The 19,028-nt window shown below is 63.2% G+C and carries 10 protein-coding genes; all 10 read right to left on the reverse strand.

Features of this window, described 5'->3' with window-relative positions; genetic code table 11:
- Nucleotides 1-99: 99 nt before the first annotated feature.
- Nucleotides 100-2,682: a glycosyl hydrolase 115 family protein gene (locus tag ACYVGC_RS18345; RefSeq protein WP_460585304.1), complete on the reverse strand. Its 2,583-nt coding sequence runs from the start codon at nucleotides 2,680-2,682 to the stop codon at nucleotides 100-102.
- A gap of 88 nt (nucleotides 2,683-2,770) precedes the next feature.
- Entirely contained in the window at nucleotides 2,771-3,886 is a 1,116-nt protein-coding gene (locus ACYVGC_RS18350; RefSeq protein WP_460585305.1) for an endo-1,4-beta-xylanase, read from the reverse strand.
- A 258-nt stretch (nucleotides 3,887-4,144) separates the two neighbouring features.
- Nucleotides 4,145-5,476 carry a xylose isomerase gene (xylA, locus tag ACYVGC_RS18355; protein ID WP_460585306.1) on the reverse strand — a complete coding sequence of 444 codons (1,332 nt, stop codon included), beginning with the start codon at nucleotides 5,474-5,476 and terminating at the stop codon, nucleotides 4,145-4,147.
- Between the two features lie 113 nt (nucleotides 5,477-5,589).
- Nucleotides 5,590-7,089 (reverse strand): xylulokinase, encoded by a 1,500-nt coding sequence (locus ACYVGC_RS18360; protein ID WP_460585307.1) that lies wholly within the window; start codon nucleotides 7,087-7,089, stop codon nucleotides 5,590-5,592.
- A 62-nt stretch (nucleotides 7,090-7,151) separates the two neighbouring features.
- The gene (locus tag ACYVGC_RS18365) at nucleotides 7,152-9,110 is read right to left on the reverse strand and encodes a sialate O-acetylesterase (RefSeq protein ID WP_460585308.1); all 1,959 of its coding nucleotides are present in this window, start codon (nucleotides 9,108-9,110) and stop codon (nucleotides 7,152-7,154) included.
- A complete protein-coding gene (locus tag ACYVGC_RS18370; protein ID WP_460585309.1) occupies nucleotides 9,088-10,722 on the reverse strand; it encodes a GH35 family beta-galactosidase in 1,635 nt (544 codons plus the stop codon). The genes ACYVGC_RS18365 and ACYVGC_RS18370 overlap by 23 nt, the downstream gene beginning before the upstream one ends.
- Nucleotides 10,723-10,817: 95 nt before the next feature.
- Nucleotides 10,818-12,581: a RagB/SusD family nutrient uptake outer membrane protein gene (locus tag ACYVGC_RS18375; protein ID WP_460585310.1), complete on the reverse strand. Its 1,764-nt coding sequence runs from the start codon at nucleotides 12,579-12,581 to the stop codon at nucleotides 10,818-10,820.
- Between the two features lie 91 nt (nucleotides 12,582-12,672).
- On the reverse strand, nucleotides 12,673-15,825 hold the full coding sequence (locus ACYVGC_RS18380; RefSeq protein ID WP_460585311.1) for a SusC/RagA family TonB-linked outer membrane protein: 3,153 nt from the start codon (nucleotides 15,823-15,825) through the stop codon (nucleotides 12,673-12,675).
- 150 nt (nucleotides 15,826-15,975) lie between these two features.
- Nucleotides 15,976-16,803 (reverse strand): SDR family NAD(P)-dependent oxidoreductase, encoded by an 828-nt coding sequence (locus ACYVGC_RS18385; RefSeq protein ID WP_460585312.1) that lies wholly within the window; start codon nucleotides 16,801-16,803, stop codon nucleotides 15,976-15,978.
- A gap of 47 nt (nucleotides 16,804-16,850) precedes the next feature.
- Nucleotides 16,851-18,968 carry an alpha-glucuronidase family glycosyl hydrolase gene (locus ACYVGC_RS18390; RefSeq protein WP_460585313.1) on the reverse strand — a complete coding sequence of 706 codons (2,118 nt, stop codon included), beginning with the start codon at nucleotides 18,966-18,968 and terminating at the stop codon, nucleotides 16,851-16,853.
- Nucleotides 18,969-19,028: the final 60 nt, after the last annotated feature.

Here is a 19,028-nt window from a genome sequence, read left to right on the forward strand (position 1 = left end):
CGGGCGGAAAAAGAATGCAACTATCTTATTAACAAACCATTATAACGCCATACTGAACTTGCCGAAGCCTAGCGTTCAATGGACTTTCTTGACCAGCATTTACCAGCTGCCCACGCTGCCCTTGCTGGTAGCGGGGGCGGCGGCTTTGGCAGGAGTAGTCTCGGGCGGGCCGAGGTAGGTGGCGGGCACGTTGCCCTGGCTCACCACCAGCTTTTCGAGCACCACGCCGGGATCCACGCGCCAGAACTTGAGCACGTGCGCGCCCGCCGCCGCTACGCGGTGCTGCGACGTTTTGAGGATAATGCTTTCGGCTACTGCCTGTTGCCAGAGTCGGTTGCCCTCGCCAGCCTTCATGCCGGTGTGCAGGTTGATAACCTGCGGCGCTTCGTCGTCCAGCGATACGGCGTAGCGCAGGCCAGTGGTGGTGGTGAAGTCCAGGGTCGGGGCCAGGTAGGCGCTTACTGTCACGGGGCCGGCCTGGGTCAGGTTGAGGCGATACTCCAGGTGGGGGCTAGCCCCGCCCGGCGTGGCCGTAGGCGCGGCTGTGGTGGGGAGCGCCATGACGGCCCCCAGCGTGCGGCCCAGGTCGGGCAGGCGCTGCCAGGTAATGGGACCCGCATTGATGGCCTGGGTATAGTGCTCAGCTTCAATCGACACATAAGCGCCAGTGGAGGGCTGCGCCGGGGCAGAGGCCGTTGTCGGCGCGACGCCGGCGGCTAGGGTCACCACTTCGGGCATGATATCCTTGGGCTCATCGTGCCAGGAGGTGTAGCCGATGTGCATTTGGTCCATCAGGTGGTTCCATTTGCCGCCAGCTACGGCGTGGTAGCGGTTTTTAATTTCCGCGTCCTTAGCAAATAGTCCCCGGGCCTTTTCGGCCAGCGCATTGGTGTTGGGCTGGTTGGTTTTGGCAGCTTCCCGATTTAGGGCCACCGTGTAGTACATCTCGTTGAGGTTGGCGCAGGCTTGCACCGGGTGCAGCACCAACTCGTAATAGGCGTCATGGTCAGCCACCGGTAGCTTTTGGTTGATGGCCTCGGCGCGCACCAGTAGTTGGTTGTATTCGGAAACTACTGTCGCCCATTCGCCGGTGGTTAGGCTATAGGTATTAGCGTCGATTAACTCGGGCTTGCGGCGGCTGTTGTACTTGGCATATTTGGCCAGGATATCAGCAATATCGACGGCGTATTTTGGGCCGAATTGCTGGGCCGCCCAGCGCTGGGTGTAGGCCGCCACCTGGTCGGCCTTAATGTTGTCGGGGTTCCAGGCGTAGTCCAGGAAGAACGAGATGGGCAACTCCATCGGCTTGAGGTCACCCACGTTCACTATCCAAATCTGGTTGACGCCGTTTTCGTGCGCCAGGTGCAGTTGCTCCCACACCCGCGGCAGCGGATTGGTGTTCAGCCACCGGTAGCTGCGCGGCCCGCCCACGTAGTCGAAGTGGTAATAGATGCCGTAGCCGCCCCGGCGGGGCTTGTCGGTGAGCTTGGGCAGCTTGCGCAGGTTACCCCAGTTGTCGTCGCACAGCAGCAGAGTCACGTCGTCGGGCACGCGCATGCCCTTGTCGTAGTAGTCCTGCACCTCCTTGTAGAGCGCCCAGAGCTGGGGCGTCTGCGCGGCGGGCCGGTGGGTTTCTTCAGCCAGAATCTGGCGCTGGTCGGCCACTATTTTTTCGAGCAGGGCAATGTTGCTGCCTTCACTCATGGGCTCGTCGCCGTCGCCACGCATGGCCATGGTCACGATGCTCTCGTGGCGGCCCATGTGGCGGATGCCCTGGCGCCAAAAGCGGCGCAGGGTGGTGTCATTAGTTTGGTAGTTCCAGGGGCCGTGGCCGGAGCGCTTCCACTCCTGCTGGGCGCGCAGCATGGGCTCGTGGTGCGAGGTGCCCATCACAATGCCGTACTCGTCGGCCATCGCGGGGCTGAGCTTGTCGTCGTCGTTGAAGGCGTTGCCCCACATAGCGGGCCACAGATAATTGCCTTTTAATCGGAGGATTAGCTCGAATACGTGCGCGTACATCTGCGAGTTGATGCCGCCGAATTTCTCCTTGGCCCATCCCGTCAGCGCGGGTGCTTCATCATTCAGGAAAATGCCCCGGTATTTCACCTGGGGCTCGCCCAGCGTGTGCCGCGCCGCCGGAATCAGCAAGGTGCTTTGCGCCTTCACCGGCACATCGGCCCACCAGTACCAGGGCGACACGCCAATCTGCTGCGAGAGGTCGTAGATGCCGTAAATGGTGCCGCGCTTGTCGCTGCCGGCAATCACCAGCGCTTGCTTCACGCCCGGCAGGGGGTTTTGCACCACCTGCCGCACAAAGACCTCCCACTTGCCGGCCACGGCCGAGGCGTCGAGTTTCTTCTGCTTCACTAGCGCGTCAATCAGCGGGCTTTTACCCAGGGTGCCAATCAAGACAATTTCCTGACCAGCGGGCTGGCTAGTGCTGAAAACCGGTTCGATTTTGGTCACGCGCTGCACATCGGCTTGCAGGTCTTTGGCGGCGCGCAGCACGCCCGGCCAGTCACTGGCGCTGGCATAGATGGCGGCCGTTTTGCCGCCGCCGGCCAGGGTGAAGTCACCGGCCTTTTTGGGAGTCGATTTCGTTTGGGCCTGGGCCGTGGCACTGCCGAGCACGAGCAACAGCAGCAGCCACAGCGGCTGGCGCGTGGCAAGGGGCCCAAACAAGGAGCGGCAACTTGTGGATGGAAAAGGCATGGAAGCGGGCGCTAATGCGTGGGTGGGAATAGCGGAGTAGTTGTTGGTAGCAAGCCTGTTACTTGGCCGCTTGCACTACCGCCCGAAAAGCGGGCTTGGGCTGGTAGTCGCGGCCAAATAGCAAGGGGTAGCTGGTGCGACCCCGAATGGGCCAGTTGTTCAGCCACGAATCGGCGTCGGTGACGCCCCAGAGCGTGATGCGGTCGATGACGTCGCGGTGCTTGTGGAAAAGGGCGAATAAGTCAGCGTAGCGCTTAGTGAGCTGCTGCTGCACCGAATCGGGCAGGCCGGTGGTGTACACGTTGTATTTCGCGTCGGCCCCGAAGGTTTCGGCAATGTCGGCCCCCTGGCGGCGGCTGGGGTTAGGCAGTACGTCGATGTCGAGCTCCGTAAAATTGACGTGCACGCCCAGCTGCGAGAAGGCCACAATACTGGCTTCCACCTGCTCGATGCTCGGCTTGGTGAGGCCGTAGTGGCCCTGCATGCCAATGGCCGTCACCTTGATGCCTTTGGCTTGGAGGCTTTTCACCAGCTTGATGACGCCCGCCCGCTTTTCGGGGCGGTAGAGGCTGTAGTCGTTGTAGTAAAGCTCGGCTTTGGGGTCGGCCTGGTGGGCGTACTCAAACGCCTTGGCGGCAAAGTCCTCGCCGAGGATTTCCAGCCATTTGGTTTTGCGCAGGTCGCCCTGCTGGTCGTCGATGGCTTCGTTGAGCACGTCCCAGCCCGCGATTTTGCCCTTGTAACGGCCCACTACCGCATTGATGTGGTCTTCCAAGCGCTTGAGCAGCACTTCCCGGCTGGCCGGCTGGCCCGCCGCGTCCTCAAACACCCACTTGGGTGTTTGCTGGTGCCACATCAGCGTATGGCCAATGGTAAACATCTTGTTCGCATGCCCAAAAGCCACGTAGTCGTCGGCGGGCTTGAAGTTGTACTGGTCGGGCTGCGGATGCACGGCCTCCCACTTCAGCAGGTTTTCCGGGCTGATGGTGTTGAACTGCTCCTTTACCAGGGCCATGCCTTGGGCATCGCGGCCGCCAATCTGTCGGTAGCTGAGCGCCGCCCCCACGTAGAAATCTTTTTTGTATACCTCTTTCAGGGTTGGGGCGGCTTTCGGCCCAAAACCCAGGGCAATGGCAGCCAACGCGGTGTACGACAGTAGTTTGCTGGTTTTCATAGACATAGCGAGGTCAAAGAGGCCGACGGCGCCGCCTCTGAATTCATCAAAATGGAGTTGGCGTGCGCCGGCCAGTACTGGCTGGCATTGCGGCCGGCGGCGGCCGTTTTTTGGTTGCTGGTGCCTAAAAACGCCTCATCCTGCGCTTGTCGAATGCCCACCGCTACCGCATAATTCAGTTAATCAGCAACGGATTAATGAAGCGGAAGAGGTGCTTCGACAAGCGCAGGATGAGGCGTTTCCTAATCAGCTACCGGCTTAGATGTACTGGTTGATGATGGCTTCCAGCCACTCCTGCTTGCCGCTTTTCGGCAGGGGCTCACCCGATTGGTGGGCGATGGTGCGCAGGTCTTCCAACGTCAGCTGGCCTTTCGCGAAAGCAGCCCCTTCACCCGAGTCGAAGGAGGCGTAGCGCTCGGTGCGGAACTTCTTGTACGCCGACTTTTGCAAGATGGCATCGGCCGTCACCAGGGCGCGGGCGAAGGTGTCCATGCCCGCAATGTGGGCGATGAAGATATCCTCCAAATCGGTCGAGTTGCGGCGCGTTTTGGCGTCGAAGTTGATACCGCCCTGCGTGATGCCACCGGCCTCCAGAATAATCAACATACTTTCCGTCAGCTCGTTGAGGTTGTTGGGAAACTGGTCGGTGTCCCAGCCGTTCTGGTAGTCGCCCCGGTTGGCGTCCATGCTGCCCAGCATACCGGCATCGGCGGCTACTTGCAACTCGTGCTGGAAGGTATGGCCGGCCAGCGTGGCGTGGTTCACCTCTAGGTTCAGCTGGAAGTCGTGCTCCAGCCCATGCTCCTTGAGGAAGCCAATTACCGTGGCGGCATCAAAATCATACTGGTGCTTGGTGGGCTCGGCTGGCTTGGGCTCGATGAAGAACTTGCCCGTAAAGCCCTGCTGCCGCGCGTAGTCGCGGGCCATGGTCAGGAAGCGCGCCATGTGGGCCTGCTCCCGCTTCATATCCGTGTTGAGCAGGGTCATGTAGCCCTCGCGGCCGCCCCAGAATACGTAGTTCTCCCCGCCCAGCGCGATGGTCGCGTCGATGGCGTTCTTGACCTGCGTGCCGGCGTGAGCCACCACTTGGAAGTCGGGGTTGGTGCTGGCCCCGTTCATGTAGCGCGGGTTGGAGAACACGTTGGCCGTGCCCCACAGCAGCTTCACGCCGCTCTCTTGCTGGTGCTGCTTCACGTAGTCCACTACCGTGGCCAGGTTGCGCTCGTACTCAGCCAGCGAGTTGCCTTCGTCCACGAGGTCCACGTCGTGGAAGCAGTAGTAGGGTGTGCCGAGCTTGGTGAAGAACTCAAACGCGGCATCGGCCTTATCCTTGGCGCGACCCACAATTTCGTGGTGCGAGTCCCAGGCAAAGGTCTTGGTGCCGGGGCCGAAGGGGTCGCCGCCGGTGCCCACGAAGGTGTGCCAGTAAGCCGTGGCAAAGCGCAGGTGGTCCTTCATGGTTTTGCCAGCTACCACGCGGTTCTCGTCGTACCACTTAAAAGCCAGGGGGTTATCTGATTCACGGCCTTCGAACCGAATGGTGTCGATGCCCGTAAAAAATTCAGTCTTCGAAAGCGTGTTGCTAGACATGAGGAAAATTTATTGGTTGGGGGAGAGTTTAATTGTAGCGTGTTCGGTATCAGGCGTTAATCGTTGGCCACGGACTAAGAGCAGTTTAGTTAGAAAAGCCCGCGACCTGACAACTAATAAGTGGCAACCGACACCTCGTTTTTGGGCAGCGCGTCCTGCCAATGGGCGTAGGCCTTCTGGTACTGGTCGCGGAGCGCCGCGGTGGGCTCCACGGTGAGAATGCGTTCGAGGCCCCCGAAAGCTTCGGCCGTGCTGGCGTACACGCCGGCGCCGATGCCGGCGCCGCGGGCCGCGCCCTGGGCCGCGTCGGTGTTGTAGAGCTCCAGGGTCACATCGCCGGCGTTCACGAAGGCTTCCCGGAATACCGGGCTCAGGAACATATTGGCGTTGCCGGCGCGCACGGTGCGCACCTGCACGCCCATCTGACGCATGATGTTCATGCCGTAAATCAGGGCGAACACGATGCCTTCCTGGGCAGCGCGCAGCAGGTGGGCCTGGCTATGAATGTTGAAGTTCAGGCCACGCAATTCGGCGTCGGTGGGGCGGTTTTCGAGGATGCGCTCGGCCCCATTGCCGAAGGGCAGGAATACCAGGCCGTCGGCCCCCACCGGCGCCTGCGCGGCGCGGCGGTTCATCTCGTCGTACGGCATTTCGCCCACTATTTTGCGCAGCCAGCTGTTGAGAATACCGGTGCCGTTCATGCACATGAGCACGCCGTTGCGGGGCTGCGCGGGCGTGTGGTTGACGTGCACAAAGGCGTTTACCCGCGAGGCGGGGTCCGAGGCCGGGGTCTCCGTGATGCCGTACACCACACCCGAGGTGCCAGCCGTGGCCGCGATTTCACCGGGGTTCAACACGTTGAGCGAAAAGGCGTTGTTGGGCTGGTCGCCGGCCCGGTAGCTGATGGGCGTGCCCGCCGCCAGGCCCAGCTCGTGCGCGGCTTCGGCGCTCAGGTGACCCTGCACCGAGAAGGTATCCACCACCTCGGGCAGCAGGTCGGCACTGATGCCGTAGTAGTCCAGCAGCTCCTGGGCGATGGCCTGCTGCTTGAAATTCCAGAATACACCTTCCGACAAGCCCGAGACGGTGGTTTGCAACTGGCCCGTGAGCTTGAAGGCGATGTAGTCGCCGGGCAGCTGAATCTTGTGAATCCGGGCGTAAATCTCGGGCTCGTTTTCGCGCACCCACTTCAGCTTGGAGGCGGTGAAGTTGCCGGGTGAGTTCAGGAAGTTCTCCAGGCAGTATTCCTGCCCTAGCTCCGCAAAAGCCTGGTTGCCAAGCTCAACGGCGCGGCTATCGCACCAGATAATGGCGGGGCGCAGCACCTGGCCCGCCTGGTCTACCAGCACGAGGCCGTGCATCTGGTACGTGATGCCGATGCCAGCTACCAGGCCCGCGTCGAAGCCATAGGCGGCTTTGAGCTCGGCGGTGGCGTTTACGCATTCCTGCCACCAGCGCTCGGGGCGCTGCTCGGCCCAGCCCGCCTGGGGCACGCTGATTTCCATCTCCTGCTTGGGCGAGATGGCCGTCGCGACTGCCTTACCGGTGGCAATGTCGAGCAACGAAACTTTGATGGAAGAGCTACCGAGGTCGTAGCCGAGAAGGTATTTCATGGGGAAAGTCAGGAGTAGTTAACTGGGGGCAGCCGGGCCCGCCCCTGGCGCCGGGCAGCGGCTTAAAGCGCGTCGGCCTGGAAGGAAGAGGCCGGCAGGCCCGCTTTATTGTACAGATTGACGCCCTCCGGGTTGTCGGCCCAGGCGTAGCGCACGGTGGTAGGCTGGGTTACCTGGTCGCTCCACACCACCACTTTATCGCCTTCAATGCGGGCCTGCGCCCACACGAATTTCTGGTCGGCGCCCGCCACGGCGAAGCCCGTGAGCGGCCCGCCGCCCTTGGCCACCAGGCTGCTGCCGGGGTCGGCGAAGTTAAGCGTGACCTTGTTGCCGGTGGCGTGGGCCGACTGAAAGAGCGGGCCGGCTGCCACCACTTTGGTATCGCCGTAGGCGGCTTTTTCGGCGGCCAGGGCCAGGCGGTGGCCCACCGTCTGCTTGTCGAGGGGGTGAATGTCGTTCCACTCGCCCACGTCGAGCAGCACGGCCATGCCGGTGTGGGGCACGGCCAGCGTGCGGCGCTGGGCCTCACGCAGGGCGGCCCAGCCGCTTTCGCTCGGCTCCTTTTTCACGGCCATGAAGTTGGGCAGTTGCGCGTAGATGAACGGCAGCGCGGGCTGCTTGAGCTGGGTGCGCCAGTCGGCGATGAGGCCGGTGAGCAGGGCTTGGTAGTCTTGCGGGTGGCCGGCGTTGCTTTCGCCCTGGTACCAGAGCACGCCCTTCACGGCGTAGGGCAGCACCGGCGCAATCATGCCGTTGTAGAGCCCGCCCGGCTGGTACTGGAAGGTGGTGGTACCCGGCGTAGGCGGCGTAGTCGCGCCCAGCTTGTACTGCCAAGCCCCTTTCAGGTCGATGGTTTGGCCGCCCGCTACGAGCCGGTATTCCTTGCCCGGCGTGAAGCCACCGCGCCCACTGTTGCTGATGAGGCGCACCGTAATTACGTTTTTGCCGGCTTTGAGCACGCCGGGGCCGAAGTCGTACTTGCGCGGCGGGTACTGGTAGCCGGTGGTGCCCACCAGCTGGCCGTTGAGGTAGGTAGAGTCGGCATCGACCAGCGTACCCAGCTCCAGACGGGCGGGCTGGCCCACCAGAGCGGCCGGCACTTCTACCTCTTTGCGGAACCACACCACGCCGTTGGCCATGCCCAGGGGCGTTTGGGTGGCCCAGTAGCCGGGCACGTTCATGGTGGCCCAGTTGGTGGCGTCGTAGCCGGCGGCGCTCCACTTGGGCTGGCCGGGCTGCTCACCCTGGTCGGCCTGGTGCAGGCTCTTATACCAATCGGCCACGGCCGCATTTTCGCGCTGCTTGGTACTGGCTACCAGCGTGCTGTCTTTGTACTTGGCACCCTGCTGCTCGTAGGTCGGGAATTGCTTGAGGGCGTCGGCGCTCAGCCAGGCCTCGGCCGGCGAGCCGCCCACGGCGTCTTTGATAATGCCTACTGGTACCTGGTACTTGCCTTGAATTTCTTTGGCGAAGAAGTACGCCACGGCCGAGAACTTGAGCACGCTCTGCGGGGTGGCGCTCACCCAGCTGCCGCCGGTGAGGTCGGCCTTGGGGCCGCTGAAGGCGTAGGTGAGCGGCACCTCAAACTGCCGGATGCGCGGGTTGTTGGCCTGGGCTATTTCCTGCGGGTATTTGTCGCGCACGCGGCTCATGGGCGTTTCCATGTTCGACTGGCCCGAGCACAGCCACACGTCGCCCACCAGCACGTCTTTCACCACCAAGTGGTTGCTGGCGTCGATTTTCAGCTCGTAGGGGCCGCCCGCTTTCTGGGCCGGCAGCTGCACCTGCCACTGGCCGCTGGCGGTGGCCGTGGCGCGGTACGTTTTGCCCTGAAAGCTCACCGCTACTTTTTCGCCCGCGGCGGCCCAGCCCCAGATGCGCAGGGGCGCGTCGCGCTGCAACACTAGGCCGTCGCTCACCAGCCGGGGCAGGCGCACGGTGGCCTGGGCAACGGGGGCGGCGGCCAGCAGGCCGAGGGCGGCCAGCGCGCAGGCTTGACTAGTACGAGTAGAGCTTAACATGCTGAATATCATAGCTTCCTAATTCGAGGCGAATGTGGCGGCCCTGGTGGTCCTGGTCGCCGTTGAGGCGGCGGCCGGGGGCCCACACGCCGTTGACGAAGCGGCCTTCGTCGATGCTGACGTAACCGGCTTTTTTGCCGGCCGCCGTGGGCTCGCAGGTTATGACGAGGCCCGTGCCAACCACGTAAAACTCGTCGGGGGCCACGCTGATGATAAGGCCGCCGGTGAGGGGCCAGTCGGGTTTCTTGGATTCGGGCGTCCAGCCCAGGGTGTTGTCGTGCTTCACGGTGAAGCGGTAGTCGCCGAGCACGGTGCGGCCGGCGGCCGAGTCTTTGGCTTGCATGAAGCCGCGCACCGCGCCCTGGGGCTGGTACTTGGTGATGAGCGGGGTTACCTGCTGCAATAAATCGTAGGCTTTGCCGATGGGCTCCTGCGCGGGCTTGTCGGTGGACTCGATGGAAAAGGGCGAAAAGGAGAGGCAGTTGTAGCGGCCAAACGCGTAGAGCGCCTTGGCGTCGTCGCCGGGCTCAAACGCGATTTCGGGCGTGAAGAGCGGCTTGCCGTTGCGGGTGTACAGGTCGGACCAGTAGCGGAAATTGGGGTTGTAGTAGTCGGGCGCCAGAATGTCAATAGCCGGCGCACCGGCTTCCCACACGTCCATAAGGTGGGGCAGCGGGCCGGCGCTGGGGTACTGGCCGGGCAGGCGGTCGGGCCGGTAGTTGAGCGCCGCGTTCACGTACATGGGCAGGTTATAGGCCGCCTTGCCGGCGGCGGCCAGCGCGTTGGTAAAATTGGCGTAGTACCAAGCCTGAAAAATCTCGTCGGTAGCCACGCCGGGGCCGAAAACCTCGGTCCAGGTGCCCTGGGTTTTGGCACCGTGGCGCTGCCACTGGGCGGCAAACTCGGGCCGCAGGGTGGCGGCGTTGCGCTGCAAGTGGGTGAGCAGCTTGTCGGGCACGGGCTGGCGGAAAGCCGACTGCGCCGCGGCATCGTAGCTGCGGGCTTCGGGCAGCATCCCAATCTCGTTCTCGACCTGCACCATGAGCACGGTGCGGGCGCGGTCGGTTTGCTTGAGGTGCTCCATGAGGCGCACGAAGGCTTTTTTATCGGCCTCCAGGTTGGCGGGGCCGAAGGGCGACATGATTTCCTGGGGGCGGCCCTGGGCATCGGTGGCGCGCGGAAAGCGGGCGGGGTTGGTTTTCACCCAGGCCGGGGCGTAGCACGACATGCTGTTTTTCCAGGCTCCGAACCAGAGTAGCACCAGCTTCATTTGGTTTTTGCGGGCGTCGGCCAGCAGCTCGTCAATCAACTTAAAATCGAACTGGCCTTCCCGGGGCTCCATCAATTCCCAGTACACGGGCGCAATCACCGTGTTCAGGTGCATGGCCTTCACTTTGGGCCAGATGGGCTGCATGTAGGCCGTGCTGGAGGAACTGGAGTTACCCAGCTCACCCCCCAAAATGAGAAACGGCTTGTCATCGACCAGCAGCTGGGTGCTGGGCCCAACTTTCACCAGCCGGGGCAGGCTACTTTGGGCCTGGGCCGCCAGGGCGCTCAGCGCCAGCAGGCCGGCAGCCAAGTATTTACCAATCAATGTTTTAACAGTCAACATAAAGGCGTATTTGAAATAGCCAGGGCAAGTGGGCAGCCAGTAAGCCGGCGCTACCGGGCCGCGCAGGGCGGCCGGGCAGCGCCGGCACCGGTGGGCTAGTAGCCCGTGTTCTGGGTGATTTTGCCGTTGGTACGGTCAATCTCGGTCTGCGGCACGGGGCGTAGCACGTGAAAGTCCTTGATGTTGATGGCGGCATTGGAGCCGTACACGCCGCCCTTGGTAAAGCCGTCGCGGGTGACGGACCGGATGGCGGGGGTAATTGCCGTGTTGCGCACGCGGGTGAGTAGCTGGCCGGTGCGCCTGAGGTCGTACCAGCGCGTGAATTCACCCGCCAGCTCGCGCAGGCGCTCATCGAGGATGAAGTCGAGCGTGACCTGGCTGGCCGTGATATCCATCTGGGCTTTTTTGCCGCTGGCCCCGGCGCGCTCGCGCACCACGTTGAGGTAGGTAGCGGCCTGGGCCGAATTGCCGAGGTAGAAGTAGGCTTCGGCGGCCATCAGGTAGGTATCGGCCAGGCGGTAGATGATGTTGGGCCGGGTCGAGAAGCCGTTGAGCGACGTGCGGTTACGCGAGTCGAACTTGTTGAGCGTCGGGAAATACTCGGTGGTGAACTGGTCGGGCTGAATGACGGTGTAGGTGAGCGGCGAGCGGGCCGCAATCTGGGCCAGCTTGGCCGCCGACAGCTGGCGGCCGGGGTACCACACGGCCGTGTCGTTGGTTACGGCCCGGGTGCTACCCCCGTTGGCACCGGGCGAGTTCACGTAGTACACCGTGGTAAACCACTTGTTGTAGCGCGTGTCGGTGGTGCGCAGCGTATTGCCCGACTCCAGAGCGGTGCCGTTGGCATCCTTCAGGATGTACGAGTCCAGCAGGTAGAACGTGGGTACGTGGCGGGCAAAGGGGCGGCCGTTGTTCACGTCGCGGGCCATGTTGGGCAGCTTGTCGTAGCGGCTGCGGAAGTTGAAGGCCGCAATGTTTTCACCGCCGAAGTTGAAGCCATCGAGGCGCGAGAACGTGGGGTCGGCGTTGAACTGGGCGTTGAAAATCACTTCCTTACCGTTCTCGTTGCCTTCGGTGAATATCGTGCTCGGGTCGGTTTCCAGGCCCAGGCCATAGCGGCCCTGGTTGTCGATGAGCTCCTTGGCAAACTTGGCGGCGTTGGCGTAGTCGTCGCCCTGCTTGGCCGAGGAGGTAGCACGGGTTAGGTACACCTTGGCCAGCAGGTGCAGGGCCGTGGCGCGCGTAACGCGACCGGGCTGGGCGGGCTTGTCGGCAATGCTGGTCAGCGCCTCGTTCAAGTCCTTGATAATCTGGGTGTACACATCGGCCAGCGGCGCGCGGGTGATGTCGGTGGTGGGCGCATCCACAAAGTCGAGCATCAGCGGCACGTCGCCAAAGTCCTGCGCCAGCACGAAGTAGTAGTTGGCGCGCAGCAGCTTGGCCTCGGCCAGCAGCTGCGTGAGGCGGGCCGGGGTCAGGCCCTGGGCATTGGGGCCGAACTTGAGCACGCCGTTGGCGTTGTTTATCTGGGTGTAGCACACGGTCCAGATAAAGGAGTGCGAGCCGTCGTTGAGCGGCGTCAGGTCGTTGGTGTTGTAGTCGCTCAGGCCGCTGCTGGCCGAGATGCCGGTGGTCCAGGCATCGGTGCCCGCCTCGGTGGTGAAGAAGCCCGAGTCGTTGCCATACACCTGGCGCAGGCCCGAGTACACGCCCGTTACGCCGGCCTCCACGCCCTGCGCGGTTTGCAGGAAAGCGGGGGTGAGCACCGACTGCGGGTTTTCGTCCAGGATGTCCTTGTTGCAGCTGCTCGCCGACAGCACCAGGGCCGTGCCGAGCGTAGCTAATACTATTTTATTCATAACGATTGCGAAGAGTTGGATGGGAAATGGGATAGCGAGCGGCCTTGGGCAGAGCTAGGCAAAGCCAGTTGCCAGAGGCCGCCGCGCCGCGCTAAAAGCCCAGGTTAACGCCCGCGATGAAGGCGCGCGTAACGGGGTAGTTGCTACCGCCCTGGAAGTCGATGTTGGCCGAGGCCGTGCCCGTGTTGCTGAAGCGCGACGAGTACGACAGCGCATCGGGGTCGATGGCTTTATTGCGCTGGAAGTACTTGTCAGCCGCCCAGATGTAGGGATTCTGCACCTGCACGTAGATGCGGGCCGAGCTCATGAAGGCCGATTTGGCCCAGGCGGCGGGCAAGGTGTAGCCCAGGTCGATGCTGCGCACCTTGATGAAGGTACCGCTGTGGTAGCCCAGCGTGGAGCCGTAGGTGGGCCACTCGTTGGCGCGCACCGTCTGGTCGGGCTGCGGGTAGTCGTTGCTGGCGTTGGTGGGCGTCCAGTAGTTGAAGTTCAGCTGGTTGCGGCGGCCGGTGTTGGTGGCGTAGTAGCTGGGGCCGAACGAGTACGGGTCGACCACGGTGGCGCCCACGCGGGTCAGGGCCACTACCGTCAGGTCAAAGCCCTTGAAGCGGAAGCGGTTGGTGAAGCCAGCCTCAAACTTGGGCTGGCGCGAGCCCACCACCACGCGGTCGCTGGCGTTGATAACGCCGTCGTTGTTCACGTCTTCCACCTTAATCTGGCCGGGCTTCGTGCCGTACTTCTTGGCCTGGTCGGCCTCCGAAGTCTGCCACACGCCGATGTTCTTGTAATCATAAATCACGTAGAGCGGCTGGCCGATAAAGCGCTGGTTACCAATATCGTCGCGCTTGCTGCCGTCGGCATTAGTGGCGTTGAGGTCCAGCAACTTCTCGCGGTTCACGGTGAAGTTCCAGTCGGTGCTCCACTCAAAGCCGCCGAGGTCCTTGGCCCGCACGTTTACCGTAGTCAGCGAGATTTCGAGGCCGCGGTTCTGGGTCTGGCCGGCGTTGCGCAGCACCGAGCCATAGCCGCTGGTAGTAGGCAGGGCAAAGGGCAGCAGCAGGTCGCTGGTGCGCTGCTGGTACACTTCTACGCTACCCGTAATGCGGTTTTCGAGGAAGCCGAAGTCCAGGCCGAAGTTGGTGGTGGTGGTGTATTCCCAGCCCAGGTCGCGGTTTGGAATGCTGCCCGGCACCACGCCTACCGCGCCGGTAGGGCCGTAGTTGTAGGCGCCCTGGCCGAGGCCGGTCAGCAGCTGGCCCTGCGTTTGGTAGGGGTTGATAGCGGTGCTACCCACGCGGCCCAGGCTGGCGCGCAGCTTCAGGTTGTTCACCCAAGCGTAGTCCTTCAGGAAGGCCTCGTTGGCAATGTTCCAGGCCACGGCGGCCGACGGAAACAGGTTGGTTTTGTGGCCCGGGGCCAGGCGCGACGACTGGTCGATGCGCGCCGTGAGCGTGGCCGAGTAGCGGTTGTCGTAGGCGTAGTTGACGCGGCCCATGTACGACACCAGGCCCCAGTCGATGGGCTGGGTGGTGTTGCTGATGCTGCGCGGCGTGCCCGCCCCCAGGTTGGTGTTGAACTGGTAATCGGCCAGCGTATTCTGCACGCTGGCCCCAAAGCCGTCGGCGTGGTAGGTCTGGCGGCTATACAGGGCCGTCACGTTCAGGTCGTGCTTCTCGGCAAAGTTGCGGTTGTAGGTTAAAATGTTCTCCGCCAGCAGGTTATACACGATGTTGGAGGCGCTGCTGGCCGTATTCACGCCGCCGCCGTTCTGGGGCGTCACGGAGGCGTAGAACGAGTCGTCGGCCTGGGTGCGGCCGTCGAGGCCCACGTTGAGGCGGTAGTCGAGGCCCTTCAGGATGTTGACCTGCGCATACAGGCTGTTGAAGGTGCGCAGGCGGCGGCTGCGGTCGAGGTGCGCATTGGGCACGTACAACGTCAGCGGGTTCGAGCCCGCGTTGTCGCCGTTGGGGTAGAGCACGAGCTGGCCGTTGGCATCGTAGGGCGAGGCGAGCGGGCTGGTAGTCAGAATCTGGTACAGCACGTTCACGTTCGGGTCTTTGGCGTCGGTGAACGTGTTGAGTGTGTTCAGGCCCACCTTCACGCGCTTGCCAATCTGCTGGTCGAGGGTGCCGCGCAGCGAATAGCGCTGAAAGCGCGACACCGGCACGATGCCCGTTTCGTCGTAGTAGCCCAGCGAGGCCGAGTACTGCGTTTGCTCGGTGCCACCGCTCAGGCCCAGGGTGTGGTTTTGGATGTGGCCCTTCTGAAACAGCAGGTCTTGGTAGTCGGTGGTGCGGCCGGCGGCGTAGTTGGCGCGCTCGTCGGTAGTGAGAAACGACGCGCTGCTGGGGTCGAAGGTGGGGCTTTGCGCCCGGTAAGCTTGCAGCTTGTAGTCGTAATACTGCTGGCCGTTCTGCAAATCGAAGCGGCCGTAGGCGCGCTTCTGGCCGTAGTAGCCGGCGTAGGTGGCGCGGGGCGCGCCGCTTTTGCCGCGCCGGGTCGAAATCAGGATAACGCCGTTGGCCCCGCGCGCACCATAAATGGCGGTCGAGCTGGCATCCTTCAGCACTTCGAGCGAGGTAATGTCGTCGGGGTTCAGGTCGTTGACGCTGCCGTCGTAGGGCACGCCATCCACCACCAGCAGCGGGTCATTGGAGCCCGAGAGCGAGCGGTTGCCCCGGATGCGGATAGTGGGGGCCTGCCCCGGCGCGGTGCCGTTGCTCGACACCGTGATGCCCGCGGCGCGGCCTTGCAGGGCCTGGCCCACGTTGGCCACCGGCACGTCGCGCAGCTGCTCGTCGCTCACGCTCGAGATAGCGCCCGTTACCTGGCTTTTCTTCTGGGTGCCGTAGCCCACCACCTGCACCTCGTTGAGGGCCTGGGTTTCGGGCACCAGGCTCTGGCTCACGTTGGCGCGCTTGCCCACCGCAATTTCCTGGCGGGTGTAGCCTACCGAGCTGAATACCAGCACGCTGTTGTCGCCGGGCACGGTTACGGTGTAGTTGCCTTCCGCGTCGGTGGTGGCGCCGGTGGTGGTGCCTTTCACTACCACCGTCACGCCGGGGATACCCTCGCCGTTGTCGGAGGTAACGCGGCCGCTCACGGGGTGCGGGCCGCTGGTGGCTACGGGCGCTTGGGCCAGGGCAGCGGCGGGCGCCAGGCTGCCCGTGAGCAGCAGCAGCGTCACGAGCCGCGACCATTTCCAGCCCCGGTACGGGCTAGGCGAAGGTATTGGTGTGTTCATGGGGTGGGAAACTTGAAAAGTGAAATTGTTGGAGCGGTTGGCTAGTAGCGGCTAGCTGTTAGCTTTTTTAGAGAAGGTGACCTGATTGCGCTGACATTCTGCAAAGCCAGGAAGCTAACAGCTAGCTGCTATTAGCTAACAGCTTATAAATCAAAACCCTATTGAATTGCCCCCATCCACGGGCAGCGACACGCCCGTGATGTAGCGGGCCGCCTCAGAAGCCAGGAACACGGCCGCGTGGCCGATGTCGGCGGGCTGGCCAAACTTGCCCATGGGCGTGCGGCGCATGGCGCGGTCGCGGCGCTCGGGGTCGCTGTTCATGGCGGTGCGGCTCATCTCGGTTTCGATAAAGCCGGGGGCGATGGCGTTCACGCGCACGCCCTGGCCCGAAAACTCTGAGGCCAGCACCTTCACCATGCCCTCCACGGCCGACTTGGAGGCCGCGTAGGCCACCACGCGGTCGATGCCGTAGTAGGCGGCCATCGACGAAATCATGAGAATGGTGCCGCTGCGGCGGGGCACCATGCGCCGGGCGGCGGCGCGCGTGAGCGCAAACACGGCCGTGAGGTTGGTATGAATGATGCGGCTGAAGTCCTCGTCGGTTACCTCCAGCGCGGGCTTCTTCATGTTGATGCCCGCGTTGTTGACCAGGATGTCGAGCGGGCCGTGCGCGGCTTCCAGCTCCGCCACCAACCCATCGAGCGAACCCAGGTCACACACGTCGTTGACGAGGTAGTGAGCGCCCTCGCCTAGCTCGGCAACCGAGGTTTTCAGCACTTCTTCGCGCCGGCCGGTGATAATGACCGTAGCCCCGGCTTGCACCATGCAGCGGGCAATCTCGAGGCCGATGCCCGTGCCGCCACCCGTAATGAGGGCCACCCGCCCGGCCAGCGAAAACACGTTGGCCTGGGGGGCATCGAGTGGCGCGGCAGTAGTGTGGGCGGCGTGGCCGTTAGTCGAAAGTACAGAAGTATTCATAAAATAATTACAACTAGTTGATTGTCTTTTATTTAACTTAATTTCAACTACTTGAGCTGGTATATGCGCACCAGCTCCTTCACGTCGGCCAGCGAGCGGGTGGGCGGCACGAAGGGCGCCGGAATGGCTTGCCGGGCCACCGACTGGAAGTAGAGCACGCAGGCATCGCGCCACCACAGGGCCTCTTTGCGCTGGGTGGCGAGGCGGGCGGCCACGTCGGCATACAGAGCGGGGTCGAGGGCGGGACGGGCGGCGGCCCACTGGCTTTGCAGCCACTGCACCGAGTCGGCCCCGGTGTAGTAGCGGGTGGCCAGCTCGTTCCAAAGGGTGCGGCCGGTGGGCAGCTTCTGCGTCCAGGGCACGTGGTGAAACCAGAGCAGGTAGTTAACGGGGCAGGTTTGGGCATTGCCCCACTCCTGCTGTACCTCGGGCTTATACAAAGCCAGCGCGTTGGAACCAGTAGCCGTACGGTCGAAGCCCAAGCCCAGCGAGTCGGCTTTGTGGTAGTACACGGCCGTCCAATCGGGCCGGCCCGCCTTGGCCAGCCAGGGCTGCGGGCCGTAGTGAATGCTCTCGCCCATAATGTGATGCAAACCCAGCGGCATGGTGTAGCGCACGTAAATACTGCGCGACTGCCCCAGCATGGCCGTGAGCGTGCGCACGGCGGCCGGCTCGGTGGTGAGCGTCATGCGCGTCCATTCCTGGGCAATGGCGGCGGAACTCAGCTCATGGTCCCAGGCCAGGCGGCCGAAGGCGTACCAGTTGGCCTGGCCCACCGGGTGGCCGGTCCAGTTGCGGTCCGAGCCGATGTTGGCCACGCCCGCAATGGCGCTCAGCGCGTGGTTGTCCACGCTGCCGTCCACCACCTTGGCCACCGTCGAGCCGGGGCCCTTGGCGTAGGTGTCGGCTTCTAGTACTTCCTTGATGAGTGGCCCCAGGTACACGAGGTGGGTAGCAAAGCCCAGGTATTCCTGGGTCAGCTGCACTTCCAGCACCAGCGGCGTTTTGGGCATAGCCCCAAACAGCGGGTGAAACGGCTCGCGGGCCATGAAGTCAATCGGGCCGTTTTTCACCTGCACCAAGACCTTGAGGTCAAACTTGCCGTCGAGGGGCTGAAACTCCTCGTAGGCCTGCTTGAAGCGGTCTTTGCTGCCAGCCTGGTACACGAAGGCGCGCCACATCACCACGCCATCGTGGCGGCCTAAGGCTTGAGCCAGCATGTTGGCCCCATCGGCGTGGGTACGGTGGTAGTCCTGCGGGCCGGGCTCGCCCTCCGAGTTGGCTTTCACCAAGAAGCCGCCGAAATCGGGAATGGCCTTGTACAATTCTTCTGATTTGGCGGCCCACCACTGCTTCACGGCGGGGTCGAGCGGGTCGGCGGTAGCCAGGCCGCCCAGCACCTTGGGTGCCGCCCAAAATACGGACAGGTACACACGCTGGCCGTAGGGCCGCAGTACGCCCGCCAAAGCCGCCACCTTACCGATATACTCGGTCGATAGATAGCGGGCGCTGGCGTTTACATTGTTGATTACCACCCCGTTAATACCCACCGAAGCATTGGCGCGGGCGTAGTCGGTGTAGCGCGGGTCGAGGCGCTCGGGCAGCTCGTACCACTGCCAGATGCTGGAGCCGGCGTAGCCGCGCTCCACCGTACCATTCTGGTTGTCCCAGTGGTTGAGCATCCGAAAATTGATGCGCGGGTTGCTGCTCAGGTTGAGGCCGGCCAGCGGCTGGCGCGTTTGCACCTGCCGCAGCAGCGCGAAGGCCCCGTAGAGCACTGCCCGGTCGGTGCGGCCCGTAATAACGATATTGTTTTTCTCCAAAAAAACGCGGTAGCCCTCGGGCTTCAGCGGCTGGCCCTGGGCGCTGGCCTGGGCATCGACGCGCAGTACCACGCCGCCCGTGCGGCTGCCCGCGGCGGCCACCACCGGCACCGGCTGGCCCAGCAGCCCACTCAGCCCGCGCTGCAACTCGGCACTAGCGGCCAGCAATACCGGCGTATTGCCGGGGCTGGCAATGAACTGCGCAGCCCGCGCATATTGCTGGCGCTCAGTAACATTAGCAATACGGTCGTACTTCAGCCACAGGCGATAGCCATCGTCGGCCCGGCTGGGCGCGGCGGCTACTACGAGTAGCACAAGCAGGAACACGCTGCGCAGCAACATGGCGGGGCGGGTGGGAATGGTAAAAGGAAGAATTGGGTATGTAAAACGGAGTGGCCCTCC

This window comes from Hymenobacter arcticus (assembly GCF_054779975.1).